The organism is Neobacillus niacini (assembly GCF_019749295.1).
GTDB lineage: Bacteria > Bacillota > Bacilli > Bacillales > Cytobacillaceae > Neobacillus > Neobacillus niacini_D.
Genome location: NZ_JACWFG010000011.1, coordinates 283,688 through 308,407, shown reverse-complemented (window position 1 = coordinate 308,407; position 24,720 = coordinate 283,688). Strand labels below are relative to the sequence as shown.

Genomic DNA, 24,720 nt, shown 5'->3' with positions numbered 1-24,720 from the left:
GTCGGAAAAAAATTTACCAATTCGACAAATTTTAATATAAATACCCACTAGTTTCTTACTAAGAGATATCGTATACTATGAATATAGAAGATATGTGAAAAACTTCACAATATCGAGCGGATAGCTCGTTATTTTTTAAAGAATCATTGTGAAATAATTCACAATAAAGCCGTATATTTATTTTTTCATAGATAGGGAGATGTTATTTTTATGAACAAACCAAAAATAGTAATATTGGGCGCAGGATATGGCGGAATCATCACAAGTAAAAAATTAGAAAAATTACTAAAGTCTGGTGAAGCAGACGTTACTCTAATTAATAAACATGAGTACCACTACATTACAACACAACTCCATAAAACGGGTGCAGGAACTGCAGCTGATCGTCAAATTGCGATGCAGATTCCAGAATTAATTAATCCTGAAAAAACGAAATTTAAAAAGGGCATTGTTACCACGGTAGATGTAACAAAACAAGCGGTACACCTTGAAGGCGGAGAAACGGTAGAATATGACTACCTATTAATCGCTTTAGGTTTTGATATTGAAACATTCGGTATCCCTGGCATTAAGGAACATGCTTTCGCCATCCGGAGCTTTAGAAGTACGAAAGCCATTTATAATCAAATCATCAGACAGCTTTCTCTTTATAAAGAGGACAAAGATCCTTCACGCTTAACCTTTGTTGTTGCTGGCGGCGGGTTTACAGGAATTGAAATGCTGGGTGAATTAGCAGAAGGCCTCCCTAAGCTTTGTAAAAAATATGATGTTCCATTTGAAGATGTAAAAATTGTTGCAGTAGAGGCTGCAGCATCTGTTATTCCGTTTTTCCCTAAGGAATCCATTCAATATACAACGGAGGTACTAGAAAAATTTAATATTAACATGTTCATGTCCACCAAAATCTTAGAATGTACCCCTGAAAAAGTGGTACTAGAAGGTAATATTGAGATTCCAACTCGCACATTAATTTGGTCTTGCGGAGTTAAGGGAAATCCAATTATTCAAAACTGTGGGTTACCTATTGAAAAAGGCAAACTCCCAGTCGACTCATTCCTTCGTGTTAAAGATAGAAAAAACATATTTAGTATTGGTGACTGTTCTTTATTCAAGAAAGATGAAAAAAATGCACTGCCTCCAACAGCACAAGTTGCCCTTCAAGAAGCAGATGTTTGTGCAAAAAATATTGTAACAACATTAAGAGGAGGAAGCTTGAAAGCTTTTGAATACCATCATAAAGGATCAGTTGCATCAATTGGAACCTTTGCTGCAGTAGGAAAAGTAGGAAACTTTAGACTTTCAGGATTATTTGGCGCCTTTATGAAGCAAGTAATTGAAGCCCGCTATTTATTAAACCTTGGAGGACCTTCTCTAATCATTAAACAACATTTTGGAGTAAGTAAAGAACCTGTTAAAGTAACAGCTAATCAGTAATTTGTATGAACAAATATTTCCCTGGATAAAAGGCTTCCCTCCCTTTTATGCCAATTGATTGAACATCCCTTTTAGAATATGGCCTTAATCCCCCATTGTTAAGGCATAAAAACCATCTTTCTTATAGAGAGATGGTTTTTAAATCTAAGAATATTTGATTTCAAAGGACGGCTCCCTTCCAAAACTTATTACGTCTGAATACTATGCGTAGTAAGGTTTTATTAAGGAGGGAAAGAAATGGTGAAAGTAATCAATGAAAGGTTCAGCAAATATTCCCACTTAGTAAAGGTGGAAGAAATTGCTCCATTCTTACCTGAAACTGCTTTATTAAACGCGCACAGCTTTAAGGATTATACAGATAAATACGTACAGGTGTTCTTGCGTCCTTGTCATGACTTTAAAATTAACATTTTAGTCACTTCACTCGATGAGAATCAATATTTAATTGAAACAGGCAGTAAGAAACAAATCATCAGCGGAAAAGAAGAAGCTTATCAATACCTAAACAATAATCTATTAGATGGGAAAAGGTTCATTATCCAACAGTCAATCCCTCGTGCACAACTTGAGGAGAAAGATTTTGAAGTCAGAGTGTACGCTGCTAAAGTTTCCTCTATATGGAGTATTACTGAAAAAATTGCACGAATTACCCCTAACGGATACTCCTTTGTCGATGAAGTAGTGGAAATCTTCCCTGTCTCTTCTGTTCTGCCGCAGGCACTTTGTGACCGCGGTATCTCCTCTATCTTAGATGATATTTCCCTCAAAGCTGCTATAAACCTTGAGGAAAAATATCCTAATTACAACACGGTAATTCTGGACTTCTTTTTTGATCAATTAGGAAAACCATGGGTCAATGAGATTAGGTATAGATTTTCAGATGGTAAATGGGACTGGCATCAGGTGTTAAGAGGCGAAAGAGATCTTTTACCATATCTTCCTGAAACTTATCTATATCATGAAAAGGTCCTCCCTCAATACCTTGAAGTATACGGAAGCTGTGTGATCAAGCCTAATCTAAGCCAATGGGGCCTTGGTATGGCACTTATTTCAAAGCTAGAAGACCAGACATTTGAGATACATTCGGAAAGAAATAAAATTCCATTCACTACTATCAAAGAGATGTTACTTACTATCGAGGATCGTTTTACTTCAAAAAAATCATATCTAATCCAAGAGGAGATTCTTCTTGCAACCATTAAAGACTGCCCTTTTGATATTCGAGTCATGGTCCAACGAGAGTCTGTTAACTCCCATTGGGTTGTCACTGGGAAAATGACCAGAATCGCAGCAAAAGGCTTTATTGTAACCAACGTTGCAAAGGCGATTTCTACCGTAGAGGATGCATTAGAGGCATCTTCGATTACAAATAAAAGTGTTGATGCACTCCTATGGGAAATCGACCAAATAGGTATTATGGCAGCAAAACAGCTGGAAAAGGTATACCCTGATGCCTGCTTATGGGGAATGGATATCGGAATCGATCAATACGGAAAACCATGGTTTATCGAGGCAAATCTAGTTCCCGACATAGCCATCTTCCGTTACCTGCCTGATAAAACAATGTACAAAAGAATAAGAAAATATATTAGAGAGGGTAGAGAAAAATCGGAAGGACAATAAAAGAGTTATTCCCTATCATTTAGGAATAACTCTTTCTTAAATCCTTAATATACATCCTTTTTGGTAAATACAAGGAATGAAACAAAAAGCCCAATTGCCCACCATACAAGTAACACCAACATTGAAAATGACAGGGTCATCCCTTCAATTGGCGGAGGATTCCCATTCATATAGTTTGTTAGCTTTAGGTTCACCATAAAGAAATATTTAGCTGACTCCCAGGAAGAAACCATATTACTTAAGATGGCTCCAGAAATTAGTGCAGCCAGCATTACACCCATCCCTGCAGCCGTACTCCTAATTAAAACAGAGAGCATAAAAGAGAGTGTCCCAACTACAATCGCAACAAACCAAACTAGTCCAAAATCCATTAAAAGAAATTGCCATTGATTGATTAATTTTACACCGGCGGTATCTAAACCTGCATCAGTAACACTAAAACCAGTCAATACTGGTGCTCCCCAGCCTTTATAGCCAAATACTAAGCCAGAAATACCGTAAGAAAGGATTCCGGCAATGGCTACAATCAACGAAATAGCAAAAGCTAGGGTTATATATTTACTTAATAAGACCTTCCACCTTTTAACTGGCCGCGTTAATAATAACTTTATAGAGCCTTGACTATGCTCAGAGGAGACTATATCGCTGGCAATGACCATAACCATTAATGGGATAAAGAGTTCAATCGAGTTCTCTAAGAAAATCCTCATAAATGTTGGAGCACCAGGCTCTGAGGGGTTAATATCATGATCTAAATAATATTGATTCTGCTGCAGTGCTATTTGTAGCTGTTGTTTCCATTCGTCCGAAATACGGGCACTGCTTATCCGGTTTTGCTGGTCAATAATGGTTTGCTGAATCATCGTCCGCCAATCGTCAGTTCCTAATTTTTCTCTTTGCCTTTCAACCTCTTTAAATTGGGCATATGTAAACATTGCAACCAAGATACCAATAATTATTGCAATTACAATCAGACGCTTTTTAGCGATTAGCTTCATCATTTCATTTTGAATCAGTTTATTCAATCGAATCACCCCCGGTTAATTCGAGGAATAAATCTTCCAATACTGGCATTTTACGATTCATTTCCGTCACAGAAACTCCTGCTTCTACGAGCAGCTTATTCCATTCCGCCGTTTTAATTTCATCATATTCTGTCGTAATGAATCCATCTTCTCTTTCATCAATGGCTGTAACGGAACGTAGTACCCTCTTACCTTCCTCAATTGGATGGAATCGCCATACGACTCGTTCTCTATTTGATAACAAGTTATGGACGGAATCAATTTTAATCACGGTTCCCCTTGAGATAATCGCCACTCGATCACATAATAATTGAATTTCACTTAGCAAGTGGCTGGATACAAGGACACTTAGTCCTTCCTCTTCAGCAAGAAACCGTATAAACTCCCTCATTTCTCTTATTCCAGCAGGGTCTAAACCATTTGTAGGTTCATCAAGAATTAATACCTTGGGCCTTCCTAATAATGCTTGTGCAATCCCCAATCTCTGTCTCATCCCAAGTGAATAGGTTTTTACTCTATCATGGATTCGGTCTTTTAAACCCACAAGCTCTGTTACTTCTTTAATTCTCTCTTTGCCAATTCCATCAAGCATATTCGCAAAGTGGAGCAGATTGTCGTAGCCCGACAAATATGGGTATAATTCAGGGTTCTCAACAATACATCCGAGATGCTTCATAGCTTCCTCGAAGTTTTCTGTAATGTTATAGCCGCCAATCTGAATTCTTCCGGAAGTAGGTTTAATCAAGCCTACCAGCATTCTGATGGTCGTCGTTTTTCCTGCTCCATTCGGACCCAAGAAACCAAAGACCTCGCCTTCTTTTAAATCAAAACTAATGCCCTTAATGATTTCTTTTTTACCGATTACTTTTTTTAAATTATGTACAGATAACGTTATTTTCTCCATTTTGCTCTACTCTCCTTACCAGGTAAGCAATGAAGCAACTCGTTCAGCAATTAAACGATAGCCCTTTTTGTTCGGATGAAATTTGTCAGTATAAAGATAATCATTAACTTTTAACTCAAACAGATCAAACGTTGGAACAAACACAATTTTTGGAAAAGCTGCACTTAATTCCGCACTTTGATAATTCCAATGACGAACTACCTTCGACATTTCTTTTCCCTCTTCCAGGTCACTAAAGGGATTGTATAGACCAATGAAAAAGACGTTTGCTTTTGGATTGCTTGTGCGAATCTGCTGAAAAATAAAATTCATATTGTCCAGGAACTTCTTCTCTATTTCAGCTATGTCTTCTTCTTTAAACTCTAATAAACCTTGTCCACCTCTAAACAAATCATTGCCGCCCATCGTTACTAATATCATATCTGCTGTTTGAATTTGCCGCTTGACTTCCGTTTGCTGAATTTGTTCCTTAAGCTGGTCAGAGCGCTGTCCGCTAATCCCTAAATTCGTCAGCTGGACATCCTGCTTTGTTTTTTCCTTTATTTCGTCCATTAGGACACCTACATAGCCTTTTCCTGTTTCATCGCCGGTTCCTCTCGTTAAAGAATCACCTATGGCTACGATATGTAATCCATCTTTTTTCTCGGCCTTCTTTTCGATTTTGGTTTTCTCTGGGATTTTTTCAGGCTTGCCGCCATAATATTCGGCTACAGCCCACCCAAGTCCGACAAGCCAGAGGAGGCAAAAAAATACTGATACCATGGTTACAGACCGTATAACGTTTTTATTCACATAGCTTCTTCCTTTCTGGCTATTTCTACCTTTTATTTAATCACAATTAGTGTCTGAATCAAACTTTCTAAACATAAAAAAACCGATTTCCTAGACGGAAACCGGTTCTTTCTTCACACTTTCTTCTAAACTGTCTTTTGGTCCAAAGAATTCAAAGTGAATTCTTTCTGCGTTTACTCCTAAATTCTTTAAAGAAGTATTAATCGCTCTCATAAATGGTACCGGACCGCAGAAATAAAATTCTGCTTCTGCTGTTGGCAGGTTGTTGGCAAGCCACTCCTCAGTTACGTAGCCTTCAACATCGAAGTTATGGTTCATACGGTCTTCTTCGGTTGGTGAATCATAAAAGAAAAATGAGTTTACATTTTCCAGAGAAGTTAGTGATTCAACTTCCTCTCTTAATGCATGAACCTTCCCATTTGCAGCCGCATGGATGAACGTTACCTTTCTATCCGGCTGAACCTCAACCACGGTTTTTAACATGCTCAGCATTGGTGTTAATCCCACACCTCCGCTTAATAATACAACTGGTGTATTTTTATCTGTATCAAGAACAAAATCCCCTGCTGGAGCACTCACCTGTAAGATTTCTCCCTCTGTAACAGTGTCATGAAGGTAATTAGATACCATTCCGTCTGGATTTGCTGTTCCTGCTTCACGTTTAACGCTAATACGGTAATAATTTTTACCAGGTGCATCAGATAAGCTATATTGGCGGATATGTGTAAATTCTTCGCCTTCGATTTCAAGTTTAATACTGATATATTGTCCAGGAAGAAAATCCGCAATTTCCTTTTGGTCTACAGGTTTTAGATAGAAAGAGGTAATGACATCACTTTCTATTACTTTACGGTCAACAATAAAACTGCGGAAACCATCCCAACCGCCTTTTTGGCCCGCTGCTTCATTGTACATCTCAGCTTCAACACCGATAAATGCGTCCGCAATAACACTATACGCTTTCGCCCATGCATCAATAATTTCATCAGTAGCTGCATCACCTAGTACATCTTTAATGGCTAATAAAAGGTGCTTCCCGACAATTGGATAATGTTCGGCTTTAATCCCAAGGCTTCTGTGCTTATGAGCAATCTGCTTAACCACAGGAAGAATGGCTTCAAGATTATCAATATATTGAGCAGCGGCATACACCGTACCTGCAAGTGCCCTTTGCTGTCTTCCTTGTTTTTGGTTTGCGTGGTTAAAAATATTTAATAGTTCTGGATGATTTCCAAACATCATTTGATAAAAACGTGTTGTAATGGCTTCTCCATGTTGCTCTAAAACAGGGACAGTTGATTTAATAATTTCAATTGTTTTTTGATTTAACAATATTAACACTCCTTATATAGTAGTTATTACTATTCATATAGTGATTATATGAGATTTTACACAAGGAGTAAGTGATGTAAATCACATTCTATTATTTTTGAATATTTAGCCCTAGACCGAATGTACTGAAAAACTTACAGTATACCCTTCGTTTTTGCTTCTTCCAGCCATTGAGGAAATTCATTTAGCAGATTGTTATACAATTCTTCGTCCGATACTTTTTCAATATCCTTAATGTGAAAGAAATTGGCATTATCTACGAAGCGGCCTTCCATGGTATCCAATTTTTCTAGTACTTCGAAGTTAGAATCACCTATCCCAACAAACTGCCAAAAGATTGGTTTATTAGAGGACGCCACGATTGGTTTTTTTATCGTTCTTTTGCAGCCGCCGTCATTAATAAACACAATAAAAGTAGGTTCTTTTCCTGGTTCTTCTACTGTATATTTACTGATTGCATCCTCCATCACCGGAGGTTCATCATTTCTTCCAAATTTATGAATTAAGTCGTTGCTTAGAATGTAATCCTCCACATAATTTTCAAAATCCCTTTCGGTTACTGACTTCAAGCGTGAAAATTCATTATCATATACCCAAACATCGAGACTTCCATCATCATCAAATTGACTTGCAACCGCTAGAATCCGCTCTACCACTTTTTGAACAGTTCCATTTTTGTATAGTGAGCGCATCGATCCTGAGATATCCAGGATTAATCCAACTCTTGCAACCACATCGGTAAGTTTTTTCTTATCTAAAATTACTCCTGCCGTCTTTTTCATTAAACTTATTGTCGCCATAATATATATCCCCTTTCAAAATTTAACACTTCCATAATTATACTATTGTGGATAAATAATAGTAATTAATGCACATCTAACTTAAACTATTATTTTTCCCCTTTATATACAAAATTAAGGGTGCCCATATCTTAGGACACCCTTCTTTATTTTAGATTGTTCATCTATTATATGATTTTAGCAAAAATACATGTATCTCTTAATTCCTCGCTATTAATACCCATACTGTTATTTTTTAGAATTCCTTCTAATGTAAAGCCCAATCTTTCTGGAATGGCACGGCTCCTGCTATTTTTAGAATCACAGCGGATTTCTACCCGCTTGGCTTTTAATTCTTGAAATGCATAGTTTGTAATCGCCTCTGTTGCTTCAGTTATATATCCCCGGCCGGTGTAACGTGTATCAATCCAATAACCAATCTCAAACTTCGGCACTGCCCAATCGATTCTATGCAGCCCTGAAGAACCAATGAATTCGCCAGTTTCTTTATCTAAAATATGTAATCTTAAATCTTCACGGGTAATAAACTTTGCAATGCTTTCACGTATATTTGCTTCTACATCCTGCTCTGTTTGATTCATATGAGCCCATGGCATCCACGGCTTTAGTTCATTTAATGAAGCCTCGATAGCGGCGTGGACGGCTTTGCCATCACCTGGTAAAGGACTGCGGATTAATAACCGCTCTGTAGTAAACTCCTCTGGAAATTCTAGTAAACTTGGTTTCAATTTGTCTCCCCCTTAAATACCATTGGTCCTCATGAGTACCATTTTCCCTTTTCTTTTTCGACTTTGGGCTTCATAAAACCTCCATGAGGACTACTTTTTTATTTTCACACTGAATTTGGGCTTCATGAAAGCTTCATGAGGATCAATTTTTCATTTTCTTTATGTGTTTGGGTCCCATGAGCACTTCATGAGGACTAATTTTTCCTTTACCCTATCATTTTGGGCTTCATGAACCCTTCTTGGTTAACACTTTTCTATTTTCTTTTAATTTAGGCGCCAAAAATTGTATTAATAAAAGACTCCTCCATATAGGAAGAGTCTTAAAATATTAGTATGCTTTTGCCCAATAAACCATTTTGTCTGCTTCTTTCCCGCAGCATACACAAGTGTCAGATACCTGTTCTTGTTCAAATGGAATACATCTTGAAGTGGCTGTTGTTTCTTCTTTGATTTTCTCCTCACAAGCAAGCTCTCCGCACCACATTGCTTTAATGAAGCCTGGTTTCGCATCTAACTTTTCCTTTAATTCAGGAAGCGTCACAGCCACAGAGGTTCTTTCTTCACGGTGATTCAACGCTTTATTATATAAATTCGATTGAATATCATCGAGTAATTCCACAAGCTTGGTTTCTAATTGATCTAAAGGAACGAATACCTTTTCCAATGTATCTCTTCTAACCAAAACAACCTGCTTATTCTCAATATCTTTTGGTCCAACTTCTAAACGAACTGGAATCCCCTTCATTTCGTATTCATTGAATTTCCAGCCTGGTTTTTTATCGCTTGCGTCGATATCTACACGAGCAATACTTGAAAGAGATTTTTTCAAATCATAAGCGAAATCAAGAACTCCTTCTTTGTGCTGTGCGATTGGCACAATCATGACTTGAGTTGGCGCCGCTTTTGGAGGAATCACAAGACCACGGTCGTCGCCATGCACCATAATCAAGGCTCCAATGATTCTTGTTGTAAAGCCCCATGATGTTTGGTGTACATACTGAAGCTTTCCTTCTTTATCGGTATATTGGATATTGAATGCTTCCGCAAATCCAGTACCAAAGTGGTGAGAAGTTCCGGATTGAAGTGCTTTCCCATCATGCATTAAGCTTTCAATTGTAAAAGTAGCTTTCGCACCTGCAAATTTTTCTTTTTCTGTCTTCTGACCTTTTACTACTGGAATCGCAAGAATCTCTTCACAGATTGCTGCATAGACATTCAGCATTTTGATTGTTTCTTCCATCGCTTCCTCATCCGTAGCATGTGCGGTATGACCTTCCTGCCATAAAAACTCTAATGTACGTAAGAAAGGACGAGTCGTTTTTTCCCAGCGGACCACGTTTGCCCATTGATTATAGAGCTTTGGTAAATCCCTGTACGAATGAATGATATTGCTGTAATGCTCACAGAAAAGTACTTCAGATGTAGGACGGACTACTAAACGCTCAGCCAATTCCTCAGAACCACCGTGTGTAACCCAAGCCACTTCAGGTGCAAAGCCTTCCACATGATCCTTTTCTTTTTGCAGCAGGCTCTCAGGAATAAATAATGGCATATAGACATTTTCATGTCCGGTTTCTTTAATGCGGCGGTCTAATTCATTTTTTATATTATCCCAAAGTGCATATCCATAAGGGCGGATAATCATCGATCCGCGTACACTTGAATAATCAATTAAGTCTGCCTTTGTTACAACATCGGTATACCATTGGGCGAAATCCTCGTCCATGCTGGTTACATCTTTTACAAATTCCTTTGCCATTTTGACACCTCATTATTTTTTTAAATATAAAAAGGCCTTGGCCCCAAAAAGGGACCAAGACCTGGCGATACCACCCTAAATTCATAAAGCAATTGCTTTATACTCTCGACATGATAACGGATTTTATCCGCATGTATCTTCAAAAAGGATCCGATACAGAACTCCGAGGCAGGTTCAACTGTCTGTCTTAAGAAGCCTTCCACCAATGGCTTCCTCTCTTTGTAAGACCTTTACAATTTACTAATCCTCATCACAGTTTCAATAGTATTTTTGTCAAAATTATATATTTCAGATACTAAAATGTCAAATATTATTTTGGAAAATTATTCTGAATTCCTTCTCCCTTCCTTTATTCCTGACCGCTGTTTAGGTTACAATTAACGCAATGAGGTGATTTACATGAAAAACGAAGAAATGAATGAGGAACAAAAGGAAGAGGAAGAAAAGCGTTATTTACTGGACCTTATGAAAATGCAAAATGAAGCCTTGAAAAGAATCTATAAACACACTTTAAATCAGGAAGAGAAAGAAGAGTAACCCCTACACACCTCCCCATCGACGTTTTTAACGTCTTTTTATTTTCTCTAATTTTCATCAAACGTTCATAAACACTGCCCAAAATCCAATCTATTACCTTATTAATACATTTATAATGTTCATATATTGTTTATTAATTTTAGAGGGGATTTTCAAATGTATATACTTTCGATTTTCACCATCATTATTATGAGTTTGTTGACTGGATATTCTATTTACCTTTTACATCGCGTTATCGAATTGAAGGATGGCACCGAGAAGGGCACCAATGATACCACTGGTAATTCCGGAAACAGATCCGCTTAGTATGGCCAATAAGCCAACTGGCTGACCAGCTAAAAACCCGAGTGTAAATCCAATCAATGTTCCCAAGCCAACTGGTAAAAATAACTCTCCAGATAGAATGCCGCTGATATAGCCAGATAAAAGACCTCCCATCATGGTCAGTACGATTACGACTATTGTGCCAGAAAAGTTGGCCAGCTTCCCTTTATTCCCTGTGATTATGCTGGGAATATTCCTAGGATTATATGTGATTATCCTAGGTCTTGTTATTATATTTATGATCGTTGATACGAACGGAAAGCTTTCATTAGATACGAAAGGTATTTCTCCCTTTAATATTTTGTCAGCTGGGTTGGTTCTGATTGCATTATTCTTATTTTTATACAGTAGTGATTTGGTTGAAATTCCTGGCAGTAGTGAAGCAGCACAAGCACAAGAGAAAAATGATTTAAGTACTCCACCCACAAAAACAGAACTTGATATAACAATGGAAAAAAGTCCTAAAATTGAAATGATGGTTACACCAACGGGCTATTCTCCCAATGTTATAAAAGTAAAAAAGGGTGTACCTGTGGAATTAAATATCACAAACCCTGGTGATAATAGCTGTTTCTCAACCTTCATGATGCCAGATTTTGATTTAAATAATGTGAATTTAAAGGCTGGTACAACCAAGTTAACCTTTACCCCTGACAAAGCAGGAGAATATACCTTTACTTGTGGCATGAATATGTTTAAAGGAACTGTGATTGTAGAGTAATTAGAAAGCACGCTGAGATTTTTCAGCGTGCTTCTTTTTTACATATGTGTAGTGTGGTTATCAATGTAACTGTCGTTTTTCTTTCTAAACGGCCACCAGTTTGCTTCTCCGAACGTTTTTACCATTACTGGAACAAATAATGGCAAAATCACGAGTGCATAGAGAGAAAGTCCAATTAATAATATAGCCGCAATTTGAAGCAGAGATAAAACACCAGCAGGCATCATTGCTGCAAATGTACCTCCCAAAATGACTGCTGCAGAGATAATAACCGTTCCCATTTTCTTCATAGCCATCAGAATCGCTTGTTCTACTGGCATATGTTTAAACTCATTGAATCGGTCCATTAAGAAAATACTGTAGTCAATTCCAAGAGCGATTAAGATAACAAACGCGAAAAACGGTACAGCCCAGCTGATACCTGAATAACCTAACCAATTTACGAAAATAACTTCAGCAAGTGCCATTGAAGTATAGTAGGTTAAAATCAATGATCCTATCAAATAAAGCGGCATGATGATGGAACGGAATAGGATGATTAAAATAAGCGTAATCCCAATTAACATAAGCACCACTGTTCGTGAATAATCCGCTTGTGAGATATTATCAAGGTCATGGTGCATACTTGATACTCCACCCACTGCTACTTCTGCGTTTTCAAGTTTCGTATCTTTTACCACTCGTTCAACACTTTCCTTAATTTCTGGAACTCGGTCTAAGGCTTCATTAGAATACGGATTTTTACTAAATACTACATCTATTGTCATTACCTTGTGGTCCTTTGACATATAGGTATCTAATACTTGCTCAAACTCTTTACTGTCTAAAACGTCCTGAGGAATATAAAAGCCGTTTTTCTCCTGCTTTCCTACACCCGCCAGGTACTCCTCTGCAGAATCCAAGCCATCTGATACTTGATTTAAGCCATCAGCGCTTTGCGTTAAACCATCAGTCAGTTGAGTAATTTGACCCCCTAAATCTTTAAAGCCGTTCATGATCTGCTGCTGCCCATTATTTACTCCATTCAAGCCAGCTGAAAATTGAGGCAGCCCATCAACAATTTGACCTTGGCCATTACCCATTGTGTAAAGTCCTGATTCAATTTCTGTTAGACCTTTTAAGAGATCTTCCATTCCTTTTACAAGTGCTTCCTGACCAGCAATAGCCTCAGCAAATTTACTATTCGCAAAACTGATTCCTTCCTGAGCCCCTTTTAATCCTGCATTCAACTGATTCAAGATGCCTGCCAGTTCTGCAGTTGCCGCCTGTGAACCTTGAATGGTCATTTTAATAGCTTGATAATTTTTGTTATTTCCGATATCACTATAATCACTTTCTAGGTTTGTAAAATACTGATTTGTTGCCGCCAAGGTTTCGTGTAAACCACTGACACCCTTTGCAACTTGATCGTAGTTTCCAGCAAGAATCCCAATGCCTCCCGCTGTTTGTTTGTACCCTTCAAGCAATTGTTTGCTGCCTGCGAGTACCTTAGCAGATTCAGATTTGATTGTTATTAAGCCATCTTTTACCTGAGTTGTACCAGCAGCACCTTTATTTAAACCATCTTCAATTTTGGCAAGATTCTCTTGAATGGTACCCATATTTGACTGTAACTGGTTCGTTCCGTCAATTAACTGACCAATACCATTTACAGCCTCTTCCATTTTTGGCTGGTTGGCTTCAAGCTGATCTCCAGCCTCGGCAAGACCGCTGCTAATCTTTTGAATACCATCATTACCTTGGCCAAGCCCGTCACCTAAGCTTTTAACTTGTTCAGATATATAGAGATCATCAATTGGTTCACCAGTTGGACGTGTCACAGAACGCACTGAATCTACATCGCTGATTTTATTAAGTTCTTGACTTATATTTTCCGTTAGAGCAATGTACTCTGACGTATTCAACTCATCATCATTTTTAATGACAATTTGTGTAGGCATGGATTCACCAGGACCGAATCCATCAGAAATCAGATTAAATCCTTTAATAGAATTAAATTCATCACCAATCTCTTCTAAAGAGTTAAACGACAAATCTCCATCGTAGGTAAATAAAGCTGGGACTGAGATAACTGCCACAATGAGTAAGGCAATTAAAGGACGTGCTAAAGCAAAGCTTCCCACATATCCCCAAAACTTACTTTCACCATGTTCAAGCTTTCCTTTTGAAGGCCAGAATAGCTTCTTTCCTAACACCGCCATAAAAAATGGAACAACCGTAAACAGTGCTAACAGCAAAAGCGCAACCCCAATTGCTACAGCCGAAGCCGATTGATAGAGAACAAAGGTTGAAAAACCAATCGATGCGAATCCAATCATAACGGCTAATCCGCTAAAGAAAACCGTTTTCCCTGCATTTTTATAGGTTATTACAATTGCCTCTACTACACTATCATTCTTTGACATTTCCTCTTTAAAACGACTTAACAATAAGATACAATAGTCCGTTCCAATACCGAACAATACCGCAACTAAGAAAATTTGCGTAAATGTTGATAATGGGAAATTCACCTTATCTACTAAAATCGCAACAATCGATTGTGCAGCTAGATAACTAAATCCAACCGTTACTAATGGAATGATTGGAGCAATTGCAGATTTAAATACTAGTAATAATACAATTAAAATGAAAACAACGGTAATTCCTTCTGTTTTCTTGAGACCTTCTTGCGAGTTAGTCACAAGGTCCTCTGCAATCAGCCAGTTGCCGGTATAGTAGTGTTCTAATTCGACGTTATCAAGCGCTTTATATAAATCATTTGATATTTCTTTTCCTTCACGGCCATCTGCTGTTACATTTATCGAAACTAGGATTGTCTTCTCGTCCTCTGATACGAGCTGTTCCTTTAATTCCTCTTGATTAAAATGAGATAGGATTGAGGTAATACCCAGCTCTCTCTTATTCTTTTCAAGTTGAGTAACTGCCTTTTCTGCATTAGCATAGTCTTCCTTCGTTAACTTTTTATCGCTATGAAATACTAATGCTGTTTGCAGCTCATTTCCGCTATTTTCACTCGACTGGACTTCTGTAAGAATTTCCTCTGCCAAAGTCGATGAATAACCTTCAGGAACATTAATCTGCCCCTTCTCTCGGACAAGCTTTTCCATATTAGGTGCTGCCATAAAGAGCACTGCAATAATAGCTATCCATGCAGCAAGGACAAACCATTTGCCTTTAATAATCGATCTCACGTGTTATTCCCCCACTTCTTCCTTTTTCATGGTTGTTAATATTTGCGCTAATTTTTCATAGGTATTAATAAAGGCAGTAATTTCAGATTCATCAAATTGAGTGATAAAGGATTCTACTAGAAGATGAACCTTTTCCTGTGTTTTATGATGTAAGTCTATACCCTTATCACTTAAAGTTAAATAAACCACTCTCCGGTCTTTTTCATCACGAGTTCTCTCAATAAGCCCTCTGTCTGCTAACCGGTTGATAATAGCCGTAATCGCACTTTTATTTACATCAAATGCTTCTGCTAATTCAGAGGATGTGCACTCCTTTGAATTCTGGATGTATCGGATAATATAATGTTGATCAACCGTTAGATCTTCCTCTATTTGTCCTTTAATTAATGACTCTGCTTTCTTATTGACATCAAAAGAAACGGACACATATCGGTCGATTAATTCTTGTATAATTTTTTTATCCATCGCCCATTTCCCCCTCACTTTTATATATTAGTTAACGTATTAAACTATTCACGCGTTTAACTATATGATATGTTTTATATGGTGTCAACAAAAAAAGGCCAGCATTTTTTTGCTAACCTTTTTCTAGTTATATTCGCTATTTCTATTCTCAATTATACTTTTGGGTAAAGAATCTCATCGATGATTCCATACTCTTTTGCTTCTTCGGCACTCATAAAATAATCTCTGTCCGTATCTTTTGCTATCTTCTCAACAGACTGTCCTGTCCGCTCAGCAATTATTTGATTTATATGTTCTCTTAACTTTAAGATACGCCTTGCTGAAATTTCTATTTCTGTTGCCTGCCCCCTAACCCCTCCAAGCGGCTGATGAATCATAATTTCACTATTTGGAAGGGCGTACCGTTTCCCTTTGGTACCAGCAAGAAGCAGCATCGCACCAAATGAGGCTGCCATCCCCGTACAAATCGTCCGAACATCCGGTTTAATGTACTGCATGGTATCGTAGATGGCAAATCCAGCTGAAGTGGATCCTCCCGGACTATTAATATAAAGAGAAATTTCTTTATCAGGTGCATCCGCAGCTAAAAATAATAATTGAGCTACAACGCTGTTAGCAACATGATCATTAATTTCATCACCAATGATGATGATTCGATCCTTTAATAAACGAGAATAAATATCATATGACCGTTCACCACGGTTCGATTGTTCTATTACATAAGGAATTGTACTCATTTATTTGTCCTCCTTGAAAGCAGATATTGGCTACGCAGCCATACAGAGAGTGCTTGAAGGAGTGTACCTGTTAAACGAACGGATTTCCCTTGTAACCATTTGTGGAATGTCAGCGACACTTTTTAATAATGGTATCGATTGAATGAGGGTTGATGGATCTTGAATTTTCAGCGCTTGATAAAAAAGATCTGTCAATAACTCTCGTTCTTCTTCGTCCCAGAAAAATTCCATTGGAAAGGCCTTCTCATCTTTACTTATTTTCTCAAGTCTTTTCTTTGCGCGATATAAATTCGACTTTACAGCCTCTTCTGACGTCTTGAGGATGAGTGCTATTTCTTTCGATTGATATTGAAATGCTTCTTTCAACATAAAGATGATAGCTTGCTTTGGTGTAAAATGCTTGATCAGCAATTCAACGGAATACATTAAATCAACAGCATCATTCTCTTGACTTACTAAATCTCCATCTAACTCGGTTGTCTCCTTTTTCCTTTTGCGAACCTGATCAATCCAATGATGGTAGGCAATTTTATTTAATAAGGCTGAGGTGAATGTTTGCTTATTACTATAATATTTCTTTACTTTCAGATAAACCTCTTGTGCAATATCATCAGCCTCCCATTTATTTTGGGTAAGAAAGTGACAATATTGATGAAGTTTTGGATAAAACCCCAGCCATAAAGACTCCTCAGTCTCAGTTTCTTGCTGTACGTCTTCTGTGTTGTGCAAGCTCAGCTTGTTAGACATTTTGTTCACTCCTTTAACACTCTCTACCTACTAAACGTTTCAAGGACGATAAAAAGATACGGGGTAAAAATTTTATTTTTATTATCATATACAAAAACTGACTCAGGATGTACCCAAGTCAGTCTGAGTTCTAATGAAAAAGTCATAAATATGTTTCCCTATTTTCCTGATGGTCTGTTTTGCATTTTCTTGATCATTAAAACGGTCCATTAAAACAGCAACATAGCCAATTCTTCCCTGACAATCAAATATCGCACAATCATGTTCGACATTTGACAATTCCCCGGTTTTATTAAAAACGGTGATCTTATCTTCGTCAACCAGTGCCGGGAGCTTCTCTCTGAATTGCTGATGTTTCAATATTTCTTTCGCGATATTTTGTCCATCAATTCCAAAATGATCATTAAATTCATTCACTAATTTGAGGCAATGAATGATTTCTTCCGGAGTTGTCTGGTTGTCCTTCCCTTGTTTTATCATAGAAAAATCCATCATTTTCCTGTTCAGCTTCGTTTGTTTAAGACCCATTTCTTGAAATCTTGCGTTAATCGCATGGATTCCCAATAAATCAATTAAAATATTGGTTGCAGTATTATCTGATACGATGATCATCAAGGTCATTAAATCTTTAACGGATAGCGTGAATCCATTGGACAACGCTTGTAAAACTCCAGAACCTCCTACTTTATTCTCGCTTGGAATCGTTACCTGTTGCTGTATATCAATTTTACCTTTATGATGTGCAAGCTGGACAGATAGTAAAATCGGAATCTTAATAAGGCTAGCCGATTGAAAGACTTCCTGGCTATTCAGGTAAATAGGTTTTATGTCGTCCAAATCTATTGCTAAACCCACGCGCCCATGAAAACCGTTTAGTTCTTCTTGAATCTTCTTTTTTAATATCTCCATATCTACCGTGTAACCGCAACCTGCGAATAGTCATGGTCGCCAGTTTTGTTTTTATCATATAAATGACATGCAATGAAATGGCCAGCTTCCACTTCCTTCCAGCTTGGTTTATGCGAGGAGCAAACTTCCATCGCCATCGGGCAGCGAGTTCGGAAGACGCAGCCGCTTGGTGGATTGATTGGGCTAGGCAGCTCACCCTTTAAAATAATCCGTTCACGATGGTCCTCAATGTCTGGGTCTGGAATCGGTATCGCAGATAGCAGCGCCTGGGTATATGGGTGCAGAGGTTTTTTATATAACTCACTGCTTTCTGTTAATTCAACTAATTGCCCTAAATACATAACCCCAATCCGGTCACTAATTTGTTTCACCATCGAGAGGTCATGGGCGATAAATAGATAGGTTAACCCTTTTTCCTTCTGAAGGCGTTTTAACAAATTCACCACTTGTGCTTGTACAGACACATCAAGCGCAGAAATCGGTTCATCAGCGATAATAAACTCCGGTTCTAATGCCAGCGCACGGGCGATGCCAATCCTTTGACGCTGCCCGCCGCTGAATTCATGCGGATAGCGATTGGCATGGCTGCGATTTAACCCAACATCCTCTAGTAATTGATAAACTCGTTTTACCCGCTCTTGTTTATTTGCGTACAAGCCATGGACTTCCATGGGCTCGGATATGATTTCGGCTACTGTGGATCTAGGGTTTAACGACGCATATGGATCTTGAAAAATCATCTGCATTTGCCGGTGAAAGGTATGTTTTTCCTTAGACTTTAAAGTATGAATGTTTTTTCCATTAAAAATAACTTCGCCTTCGGTTTGGTCGTAGAGGCCGATAATGGTTCTTCCAGCTGTAGACTTCCCGCAGCCTGATTCACCAACAATCCCAAAGGTTTCCCCTTTATTGATATGAAAAGAAACACCATCCACCGCTTTTAATATTTCATTTTTCCCTAAATGAAAATGTTTCTTCAGATTGTTTACTTGTAATAATTTCACCATATTATGCCTCCGATTCAACCCAATATCGCCTTGCTGCACAAAGTTCTTGTTCATAGATTGTTCCAGCTAATGAAATAATTTCAACTGTTTTTCCTGTATTAGGAGAATGGAGTAATTTTCCCTCACCATAATAAATTCCAACATGATGAATTCTGCCCTTCCCTTCTTCGTAAGCAAAAAAGAGCAAATCACCTGGTTGTATTTCTTCGATACTTATTTCTCCCCCAGCCTTTGCCTGGTCGTGTGCATCACGGGGGATGATATACCCATTTGCTTTACACATAGAATAACTGAAACCTGAGCAATCATATCCGTAGCTGCTCATACCCCCCCATAAGTATGGAAGATTAAGAAATTTCATACCATCAGCAACAATGTCGTTTCCATTTCCCTTATATCGATTGACTAACGACTCAGAAATGGTAACATGGTCTGAACTCAAGAATTCTGTCCCAGTTGGAGTCTTTACTAGAACCTTCCCTTCCCCTTCTTTAATTAGAGGCAGGATAGTTTGATAAGAAAGTTCTATATTTGAATCCATTAAAACTGCTTTAGGTTTTTTGACAATCACAACTGGACCTTCATTAATATTCCAGTCTAATGGGCATTCTGCCAATTGAGATGACGGAACCCAGCCAGGGTAGCCATTTTTATTTTTTGATGTCGGCTGGTCCGGGATGATCACATGAACCCAATTCTCTTTCTCTTCGATTACGATGACTTCTTCACCATAAAGAAGCTGAGTTTGAACAAGATTTTGTTCGCACAATCCAAGTCGTGTTTCAAATGTTAACCCTTCTAACCATCGATTGATGTCGGCCGGGCTGCTTATTGCTGCCACATCCAAATCTCTTGCAGAGTTATAGGACGTCCAGACTGTAGCGACCGGGACGTTTACAAGTCGTTTATCCAACCTTAACATCTCCTTCTATTGTTACCTGCTTAATTCCGAGGCCAGGACAATCTGGAAGTGTAATGAATCTATTCTTATAATGAATACCTCCTTCAACAATATCCTTCGCCAGCATAAGTGGTGCATCAAAATCGAATCGCGTAATATTTTGTTTGCTAGCCGCAAAATGAGCTGCAGCCGTTATTCCTAATCGTGTTTCTATCATGCTCCCAACCATGCACTCTACTCCACACGTTTCAGCGAGCTGATTGATAATCTGTGCTTGGTAGATTCCGCCCGCTTTCATCAGCTTAATATTAATTAAATCAGCGCTTCTGGTCTTTAAAACTTGGAATGCCTGGTTAGGTGTAAAAACACTTTCATCTGCCATAATCAGCGTTTCAACAGAATCGGTAACCTGTTTAAGCCCCACTAAATCATCTGCTTTCACTGGCTGTTCTACTAATTCGATTCGTAAATCACTATCTTCCATTTTGCGAATCGTAGTAATCGCTTCTTTTGCACTCCAGCCTTGATTGGCATCCAACCGTATTTTTATTGTATTGCCGACTCTTTTTCTAATCTCTTTAATTCTCTCTAAATCCTTGGAGATATCATCTTTTCCTACCTTAACCTTTAAGACGTTAAAGCCTTTTTGAATATATGATACAGCGTCATCACCCATTTCTTCAGGACTATTCACACTGACGGTAAAATCAGTTTCCAGTTCTTTTTTATGCCCGCCAAGGAACTGGTAAAGCGGGAGTCCGCAAAATTGGGATAAACAATCATACAAGGCCATATCGATGGCTGCCTTCGCGCTTGTATTTGCGATCAATGCCGTTTTTAGCCCTTGAAAAATTAATTCATAGTTTAGAAGACTTTTATTGATTAAAAATGGTTTAATTACCTGATGAATGGCTGATTCAATACTTAACAGACTATCACCGGTAATGACCACAGTTGGAGGTGCTTCTCCCCAGCCTGTAATTCCATTATCACACGTTATTTTTACAAAAATCGCTTCTGCAGTTGTTACCGTCCTTAATGCTGTTTTGAACGGTTTGATGAGAGGAACGGCTGCACGGAACGTTTCAATTTCGGTAATAATCAAGACTTGTTTCCCCCTTTACGCGATACCACTTTCAACAATTAGACTTTTATCATACGTATTTAAGACAGCCTGCACTCCCAAAGGGATGGAAATATGCGGGTTACAATGACCCATCATGAATCCTTTTAAGGACGGTTTATTGGCCGCCAGAACATAATCCTTAATCACTTCTTCAAGAGTTAACGTAAGTTCCCTTTGTGGTGTACAATCACAAAAATCTCCAATAACGATGCCATTTACATCATTTAGCTTCCCCGCCATTTTAAGTTGGTTCAGCATCCGATCGACTGATCTTGGTTCTTCATTTATATCTTCAATAAATAGAATTTTTCCGTTTGTATCAATTTCAAAGGGAGTGCCTAGGGTGCTGACAATCAGGGATAAATTTCCGCCAACCAGTTCTCCTCTAGCAACACCCTCAACCAATGTTTCCAAAGGAGAAAAACGCTCTGTATAACTCAATTCCGTTGGCTCAAATAATTGCTGAAAACCTTGTTTTGAAAATGTATGAGTGTCCTCCTTACCAATATCTGAACCCAGCATGGGTCCATGAAAGGTAATTAAGCTTGTTTCTTGCCTAATTGAAGTATGTAAAAAAGTAATATCACTATAACCCCAGAAAATTTTCGGGTTTGATTTTATTATTCCGTAATCGATATTTGCTGCCACTCTCGCCGTTCCATAGCCTCCACATGCACAAAAAATAGCCTTTACTTCAGTGTCGAGAAACATAGCATGTAAATCCTCTAACCTTTCTACATCGGTTCCAGCCAGGTAGCCATAGATTTTTTCAACACTCTTGCCAACCTTAACCCGCAATCCCAATCCCTTCAAAAACTCTATTCCTTTTCTGAGAATTTTTTGATTTGGCGGGCTAGCAGGAGCTATTACAGCTACTGTATCCCCTATGTGCAAACGGTTTGGTTTTAGTAAACTCATTCAAACACCCTTTCCGACATTCTGTCAGTCTAGTATTTTAGGACAAAAGGGATGTTCAGCGAACATCCCTTTTCTTGATTTACTTTTTATCAGCGGACTTTAATTCTAAATATCCAACTGGATGACGGACAATACCTGTTACACTTTCATTCTGTAAATATACTTGGTTATAGAAGTGAATTGGAATAATCGGTGCTTCTTCAAAAAGAATCTTTTCAGCTTTGTACATTAAGTCAAATCGCTTCTTTTCATCTGATTCATTTTTGGCATCCTTCACCAATTGGTCAAATTCCGCATTGCTCCAGCCTGTACGGTTCATGGAATGTCCAGTTTGGAAGTTTTCCACAAAGTTGATTGGATCCGCATAGTCTGCAAGGAATGAACTGCGTGACAACTGGAATTTTAATGCTTTTTGGTCTGTTGCAAATACATTCGATTCCATATTGGCAAGTTTTACATCAACACCTAAATTTTCTTTAAACATTTGCTGAAGAGCTTCAGCAATTTTCTTGTGTGAATCCAGAGTGTTATACGTTAATGTTACTTCAGGAAGCGTTGTATATCCTTCCTCTTCCATTCCCTTTTTCAACAGCTCTTTCGCTTCTTCTACATTCGTTTTAAGTAGGTCACCATTTGTTTCACGGAAGTCTTTGCCCGCGGCATCCTTAAAGCCGTAGGAAACAAAACCATAAGCTGGCTTTTCTTTGTTTTTGGTCACTAATTCTACAATTTGCTTTTGGTCAACGGCCATCGCAAATGCTTTACGGATATTAACATTCTGGAAAGGCTCCATATTTACATTAAAACGATAGAAATACTCACCTGCTTGATCCTCTACTTTCACATCGCCTTCTTTAAACAATGATTCAGCTAAATCTGAAGGAACGTCAGAGGTATCAAGCTCCCCTGTTTTGAACATTTGATATTCCGTATTGGTATCATCAACCATCGCCCAATGAATTTTATCCAATTTTACACTTTTGGCATCCCAGTATTTGTCGTTCTTTACCATGGTGAAATCACTGTCATGGTTCCATTCTGATAATGCAAATGGCCCGTTACCAACGAAAGATTCTGCCTCAGAAAACCATTCTGGATTTTCAGTTGCTACTTTTTCATTGATAGGGAAAAATGCTGGATTTGCAATAACACTTAAGAAATAAGCCTGCGGACTTGTCAGTGTGACTTCAAACGTTTTCGGATCTACTGCTCTAACTTTAACATCGTCTGCTGTTCCTTGTTCTGTATTAAAGGCTTCTCCACCTTCAATAAAATAGCCTAAAAACGCTGCTCCAGAGCCTGTCTTTGGATCTAATAACCGTTTCCAGGCAAATACAAAATCATTCGCCGTTAAATCATCACCATTTGACCATTTTGCATCTTCACGGATATGGAAGGTATAGGTTTTTCCATCTTCTGATACATCCCATTTTTCTGCAGACGCTGCTTTTGGCTGGTGACCTTCGTCTAAACGGGTTAATCCTTCCATGATATTGTTTAAAGCATTCCATGAAACAGCATCAAAACCGATTGGCGGATCAAAGGAGGTAGGTTCTTGTCCGTTATTAAGATAGAGGACTTTTTCAGTTTTTTCCTTAGAATCACCATTTCCATCATCCTTTGGCTCGCTGCCAGCGTCACTATTTGCTGTACATGCCGCTAAAGCAAATAACAACATAAAAGAGACCAGCATTGTAATAAATTTTTTCATTTTCTTCCCCCTAAATGATAGTTTTATATTTATACTAACGTTGAAACCAATTTTTTGGCCCGTTCGTCCTGCAGCCAGCAATCAACATGATGATAATTGCTAAGTGAGGATTGAACGGGGTAGACTCGTTCACACACATCCATTAAATACTTACAGCGTGCAGCAAACGCACAACCTGCAGGTGGTGAAAATAAGTCAGGCGGTGTTCCCGGGATAGGGACCAGCTCAGCCTTTTCAATATCTAAGCGAGGTACAGATTGAAGCAGCCCAATCGTGTAAGGATGCTGCGGGCGATAAAAGATTTCCCTCCTGCTTCCAATTTCCACAATCTTACCGGCATACATAACGGCCACTCGATCGGCTACTTGGGCAACTACCCCTAAGTCATGAGTGATTAAAATAATCGAGACACCTGTTTTTTTCTGTATATCACGGAATAACTCCAAAATTTGTGCTTGTATGGTTACATCCAAAGCAGTAGTCGGTTCATCTGCAATTAACACATCAGGACTGCACACGAGCGCCATCGCAATTACAATCCGCTGGCGCATCCCGCCGCTAAACTGATGAGGATACTGTTTTAACCGTGCTTCAGGGCTCGGAATTCCAACAAGCTGGAGCATTTCAACCGCGGCTTTTTTGGCCTCTGCCCTTGATATCTTTTCATGCTCCATGATTCCTTCCATGATTTGCTCACCAATGGTAAGTGTTGGATTTAAAGCAGTCATTGGATCTTGAAAAATCATGGATATATTAGCACCTCGAATTTTCCGCAGTTCAGGTTCTTTTAACTTGATTAAATCTATATTATTAAAAAGAATTTCTCCACCTGTGATTCTCCCTGGAGGTTCAGGAATCAATCTCATGATGCTTTGGGAGGTTACACTTTTCCCACAGCCAGATTCACCGACAATCGCTAGCGTTTCCCCTTTATGTAAATCAAAACTGACCCCGCGAACTGCCTGGACCTCACCGCCGTACGTGGAAAAGGACACTCGAAGGTCTTTAACCTGAAGAATTTTTTCCATG

23 protein-coding genes and 1 other annotated feature are annotated in these 24,720 nt (G+C 38.5%); of the genes, 4 read left to right on the top strand and 19 right to left on the bottom strand.

Annotation, left to right across the window (positions count from 1 at the left end; all coding sequences use genetic code 11):
* The first annotated feature begins 210 nt into the window (after positions 1–210).
* A complete protein-coding gene (locus tag H0184_RS15260) occupies positions 211–1,434 on the top strand; it encodes an NAD(P)/FAD-dependent oxidoreductase (RefSeq protein ID WP_221826861.1) in 1,224 nt (407 codons plus the stop codon).
* A gap of 237 nt (positions 1,435–1,671) precedes the next feature.
* Positions 1,672–3,057, top strand: coding sequence for a YheC/YheD family protein (locus tag H0184_RS15255; RefSeq protein ID WP_221826860.1), 1,386 nt, complete (start codon positions 1,672–1,674; stop codon positions 3,055–3,057).
* Positions 3,058–3,101: 44 nt separating this feature from the next.
* On the opposite strand, the gene H0184_RS15250 is transcribed toward H0184_RS15255, so the two are convergent.
* From H0184_RS15250 to proS, 7 genes are all read right to left on the bottom strand, one after another.
* Positions 3,102–4,082 (bottom strand): ABC transporter permease, encoded by a 981-nt coding sequence (locus H0184_RS15250; RefSeq protein WP_221826859.1) that lies wholly within the window; start codon positions 4,080–4,082, stop codon positions 3,102–3,104.
* Positions 4,075–4,986 (bottom strand): ABC transporter ATP-binding protein, encoded by a 912-nt coding sequence (locus H0184_RS15245; protein WP_221826858.1) that lies wholly within the window; start codon positions 4,984–4,986, stop codon positions 4,075–4,077. The genes H0184_RS15250 and H0184_RS15245 overlap by 8 nt, the downstream gene beginning before the upstream one ends.
* Positions 4,987–5,001: 15 nt before the next feature.
* Positions 5,002–5,778, bottom strand: a complete 777-nt coding sequence (locus H0184_RS15240; protein ID WP_313771771.1) for an SGNH/GDSL hydrolase family protein — start codon at positions 5,776–5,778, stop codon at positions 5,002–5,004.
* Between the two features lie 90 nt (positions 5,779–5,868).
* The gene (gene hmpA / locus H0184_RS15235) at positions 5,869–7,110 is read right to left on the bottom strand and encodes an NO-inducible flavohemoprotein (RefSeq protein ID WP_221826857.1); all 1,242 of its coding nucleotides are present in this window, start codon (positions 7,108–7,110) and stop codon (positions 5,869–5,871) included.
* Positions 7,111–7,244: 134 nt separating this feature from the next.
* Positions 7,245–7,910 (bottom strand): vWA domain-containing protein, encoded by a 666-nt coding sequence (locus tag H0184_RS15230; RefSeq protein ID WP_221826856.1) that lies wholly within the window; start codon positions 7,908–7,910, stop codon positions 7,245–7,247.
* Positions 7,911–8,077: 167 nt separating this feature from the next.
* A complete protein-coding gene (locus H0184_RS15225) occupies positions 8,078–8,638 on the bottom strand; it encodes a GNAT family N-acetyltransferase (protein WP_221826855.1) in 561 nt (186 codons plus the stop codon).
* Between the two features lie 328 nt (positions 8,639–8,966).
* A complete protein-coding gene (proS, locus tag H0184_RS15220; protein ID WP_221826854.1) occupies positions 8,967–10,397 on the bottom strand; it encodes a proline--tRNA ligase in 1,431 nt (476 codons plus the stop codon).
* 46 nt (positions 10,398–10,443) lie between these two features.
* Positions 10,444–10,660: a binding site (T-box leader), on the bottom strand.
* Positions 10,661–10,796: 136 nt separating this feature from the next.
* Between proS and H0184_RS15215 the strand changes: the two genes are divergently transcribed.
* Positions 10,797–10,934: a hypothetical protein gene (locus H0184_RS15215; RefSeq protein ID WP_221826853.1), complete on the top strand. Its 138-nt coding sequence runs from the start codon at positions 10,797–10,799 to the stop codon at positions 10,932–10,934.
* A gap of 222 nt (positions 10,935–11,156) precedes the next feature.
* On the opposite strand, the gene H0184_RS15210 is transcribed toward H0184_RS15215, so the two are convergent.
* A complete protein-coding gene (locus tag H0184_RS15210) occupies positions 11,157–11,375 on the bottom strand; it encodes a hypothetical protein (protein ID WP_221826852.1) in 219 nt (72 codons plus the stop codon).
* Here H0184_RS15210 and H0184_RS15205 point away from each other — a divergent pair.
* Positions 11,374–11,979: a cupredoxin domain-containing protein gene (locus tag H0184_RS15205; protein WP_221826851.1), complete on the top strand. Its 606-nt coding sequence runs from the start codon at positions 11,374–11,376 to the stop codon at positions 11,977–11,979. The genes H0184_RS15210 and H0184_RS15205 overlap by 2 nt on opposite strands.
* Positions 11,980–12,017: 38 nt before the next feature.
* On the opposite strand, the gene H0184_RS15200 is transcribed toward H0184_RS15205, so the two are convergent.
* From H0184_RS15200 to H0184_RS15150, 11 genes are all read right to left on the bottom strand, one after another.
* Entirely contained in the window at positions 12,018–15,170 is a 3,153-nt protein-coding gene (locus H0184_RS15200) for an MMPL family transporter (RefSeq protein ID WP_221826850.1), read from the bottom strand.
* A 3-nt stretch (positions 15,171–15,173) separates the two neighbouring features.
* The gene (locus H0184_RS15195; protein ID WP_221826849.1) at positions 15,174–15,635 is read right to left on the bottom strand and encodes a MarR family winged helix-turn-helix transcriptional regulator; all 462 of its coding nucleotides are present in this window, start codon (positions 15,633–15,635) and stop codon (positions 15,174–15,176) included.
* Positions 15,636–15,787: 152 nt separating this feature from the next.
* On the bottom strand, positions 15,788–16,372 hold the full coding sequence (clpP, locus tag H0184_RS15190) for an ATP-dependent Clp endopeptidase proteolytic subunit ClpP (protein ID WP_221826848.1): 585 nt from the start codon (positions 16,370–16,372) through the stop codon (positions 15,788–15,790).
* A gap of 30 nt (positions 16,373–16,402) precedes the next feature.
* Complete coding sequence (locus H0184_RS15185; RefSeq protein WP_260631592.1) at positions 16,403–17,119, bottom strand: sigma-70 family RNA polymerase sigma factor; 717 nt, start codon at positions 17,117–17,119, stop codon at positions 16,403–16,405.
* Between the two features lie 102 nt (positions 17,120–17,221).
* Positions 17,222–18,028, bottom strand: a complete 807-nt coding sequence (locus H0184_RS15180; RefSeq protein ID WP_221826847.1) for a serine hydrolase — start codon at positions 18,026–18,028, stop codon at positions 17,222–17,224.
* A gap of 2 nt (positions 18,029–18,030) precedes the next feature.
* The gene (locus tag H0184_RS15175) at positions 18,031–19,035 is read right to left on the bottom strand and encodes an ABC transporter ATP-binding protein (protein WP_221826846.1); all 1,005 of its coding nucleotides are present in this window, start codon (positions 19,033–19,035) and stop codon (positions 18,031–18,033) included.
* 1 nt (position 19,036) lies between these two features.
* A complete protein-coding gene (locus H0184_RS15170) occupies positions 19,037–19,957 on the bottom strand; it encodes a C40 family peptidase (protein ID WP_221826845.1) in 921 nt (306 codons plus the stop codon).
* Complete coding sequence (locus H0184_RS15165) at positions 19,941–21,041, bottom strand: mandelate racemase/muconate lactonizing enzyme family protein (protein ID WP_221826844.1); 1,101 nt, start codon at positions 21,039–21,041, stop codon at positions 19,941–19,943. Before H0184_RS15165 ends, H0184_RS15170 begins: the two co-directional genes overlap by 17 nt.
* A 15-nt stretch (positions 21,042–21,056) precedes the next feature.
* Positions 21,057–21,980, bottom strand: coding sequence for a S66 peptidase family protein (locus H0184_RS15160; RefSeq protein WP_221826843.1), 924 nt, complete (start codon positions 21,978–21,980; stop codon positions 21,057–21,059).
* Positions 21,981–22,059: 79 nt separating this feature from the next.
* The gene (locus H0184_RS15155; protein WP_260631591.1) at positions 22,060–23,691 is read right to left on the bottom strand and encodes a peptide ABC transporter substrate-binding protein; all 1,632 of its coding nucleotides are present in this window, start codon (positions 23,689–23,691) and stop codon (positions 22,060–22,062) included.
* A 29-nt stretch (positions 23,692–23,720) separates the two neighbouring features.
* Positions 23,721–24,719: an ABC transporter ATP-binding protein gene (locus tag H0184_RS15150; RefSeq protein ID WP_221826842.1), complete on the bottom strand. Its 999-nt coding sequence runs from the start codon at positions 24,717–24,719 to the stop codon at positions 23,721–23,723.
* Position 24,720: the final 1 nt, after the last annotated feature.

Excerpts from the sequence above, each read along its gene's own strand:
- H0184_RS15260 (WP_221826861.1), top strand. The coding sequence starts at position 211 with ATGAACAAACCAAAAATAGTAATATTGGGCGCAGGATATGGCGGAATC.
- H0184_RS15255 (WP_221826860.1), top strand. The coding sequence starts at position 1,672 with ATGGTGAAAGTAATCAATGAAAGGTTCAGCAAATATTCCCACTTAGTA.
- H0184_RS15245 (WP_221826858.1), bottom strand. The coding sequence starts at position 4,986 with ATGGAGAAAATAACGTTATCTGTACATAATTTAAAAAAAGTAATCGGT.
- H0184_RS15230 (WP_221826856.1), bottom strand. The coding sequence starts at position 7,910 with ATGGCGACAATAAGTTTAATGAAAAAGACGGCAGGAGTAATTTTAGAT.
- proS (WP_221826854.1), bottom strand. The coding sequence starts at position 10,397 with ATGGCAAAGGAATTTGTAAAAGATGTAACCAGCATGGACGAGGATTTC.
- H0184_RS15215 (WP_221826853.1), top strand. The coding sequence starts at position 10,797 with ATGAAAAACGAAGAAATGAATGAGGAACAAAAGGAAGAGGAAGAAAAG.
- H0184_RS15205 (WP_221826851.1), top strand. The coding sequence starts at position 11,374 with ATGGTCAGTACGATTACGACTATTGTGCCAGAAAAGTTGGCCAGCTTC.
- H0184_RS15210 (WP_221826852.1), bottom strand. The coding sequence starts at position 11,375 with ATGATGGGAGGTCTTTTATCTGGCTATATCAGCGGCATTCTATCTGGA.
- H0184_RS15195 (WP_221826849.1), bottom strand. The coding sequence starts at position 15,635 with ATGGATAAAAAAATTATACAAGAATTAATCGACCGATATGTGTCCGTT.
- clpP (WP_221826848.1), bottom strand. The coding sequence starts at position 16,372 with ATGAGTACAATTCCTTATGTAATAGAACAATCGAACCGTGGTGAACGG.
- H0184_RS15185 (WP_260631592.1), bottom strand. The coding sequence starts at position 17,119 with ATGTCTAACAAGCTGAGCTTGCACAACACAGAAGACGTACAGCAAGAA.
- H0184_RS15180 (WP_221826847.1), bottom strand. The coding sequence starts at position 18,028 with ATGGAGATATTAAAAAAGAAGATTCAAGAAGAACTAAACGGTTTTCAT.
- H0184_RS15175 (WP_221826846.1), bottom strand. The coding sequence starts at position 19,035 with ATGGTGAAATTATTACAAGTAAACAATCTGAAGAAACATTTTCATTTA.
- H0184_RS15170 (WP_221826845.1), bottom strand. The coding sequence starts at position 19,957 with ATGTTAAGGTTGGATAAACGACTTGTAAACGTCCCGGTCGCTACAGTC.
- H0184_RS15160 (WP_221826843.1), bottom strand. The coding sequence starts at position 21,980 with ATGAGTTTACTAAAACCAAACCGTTTGCACATAGGGGATACAGTAGCT.
- H0184_RS15155 (WP_260631591.1), bottom strand. The coding sequence starts at position 23,691 with ATGAAAAAATTTATTACAATGCTGGTCTCTTTTATGTTGTTATTTGCT.
- H0184_RS15150 (WP_221826842.1), bottom strand. The coding sequence starts at position 24,719 with ATGGAAAAAATTCTTCAGGTTAAAGACCTTCGAGTGTCCTTTTCCACG.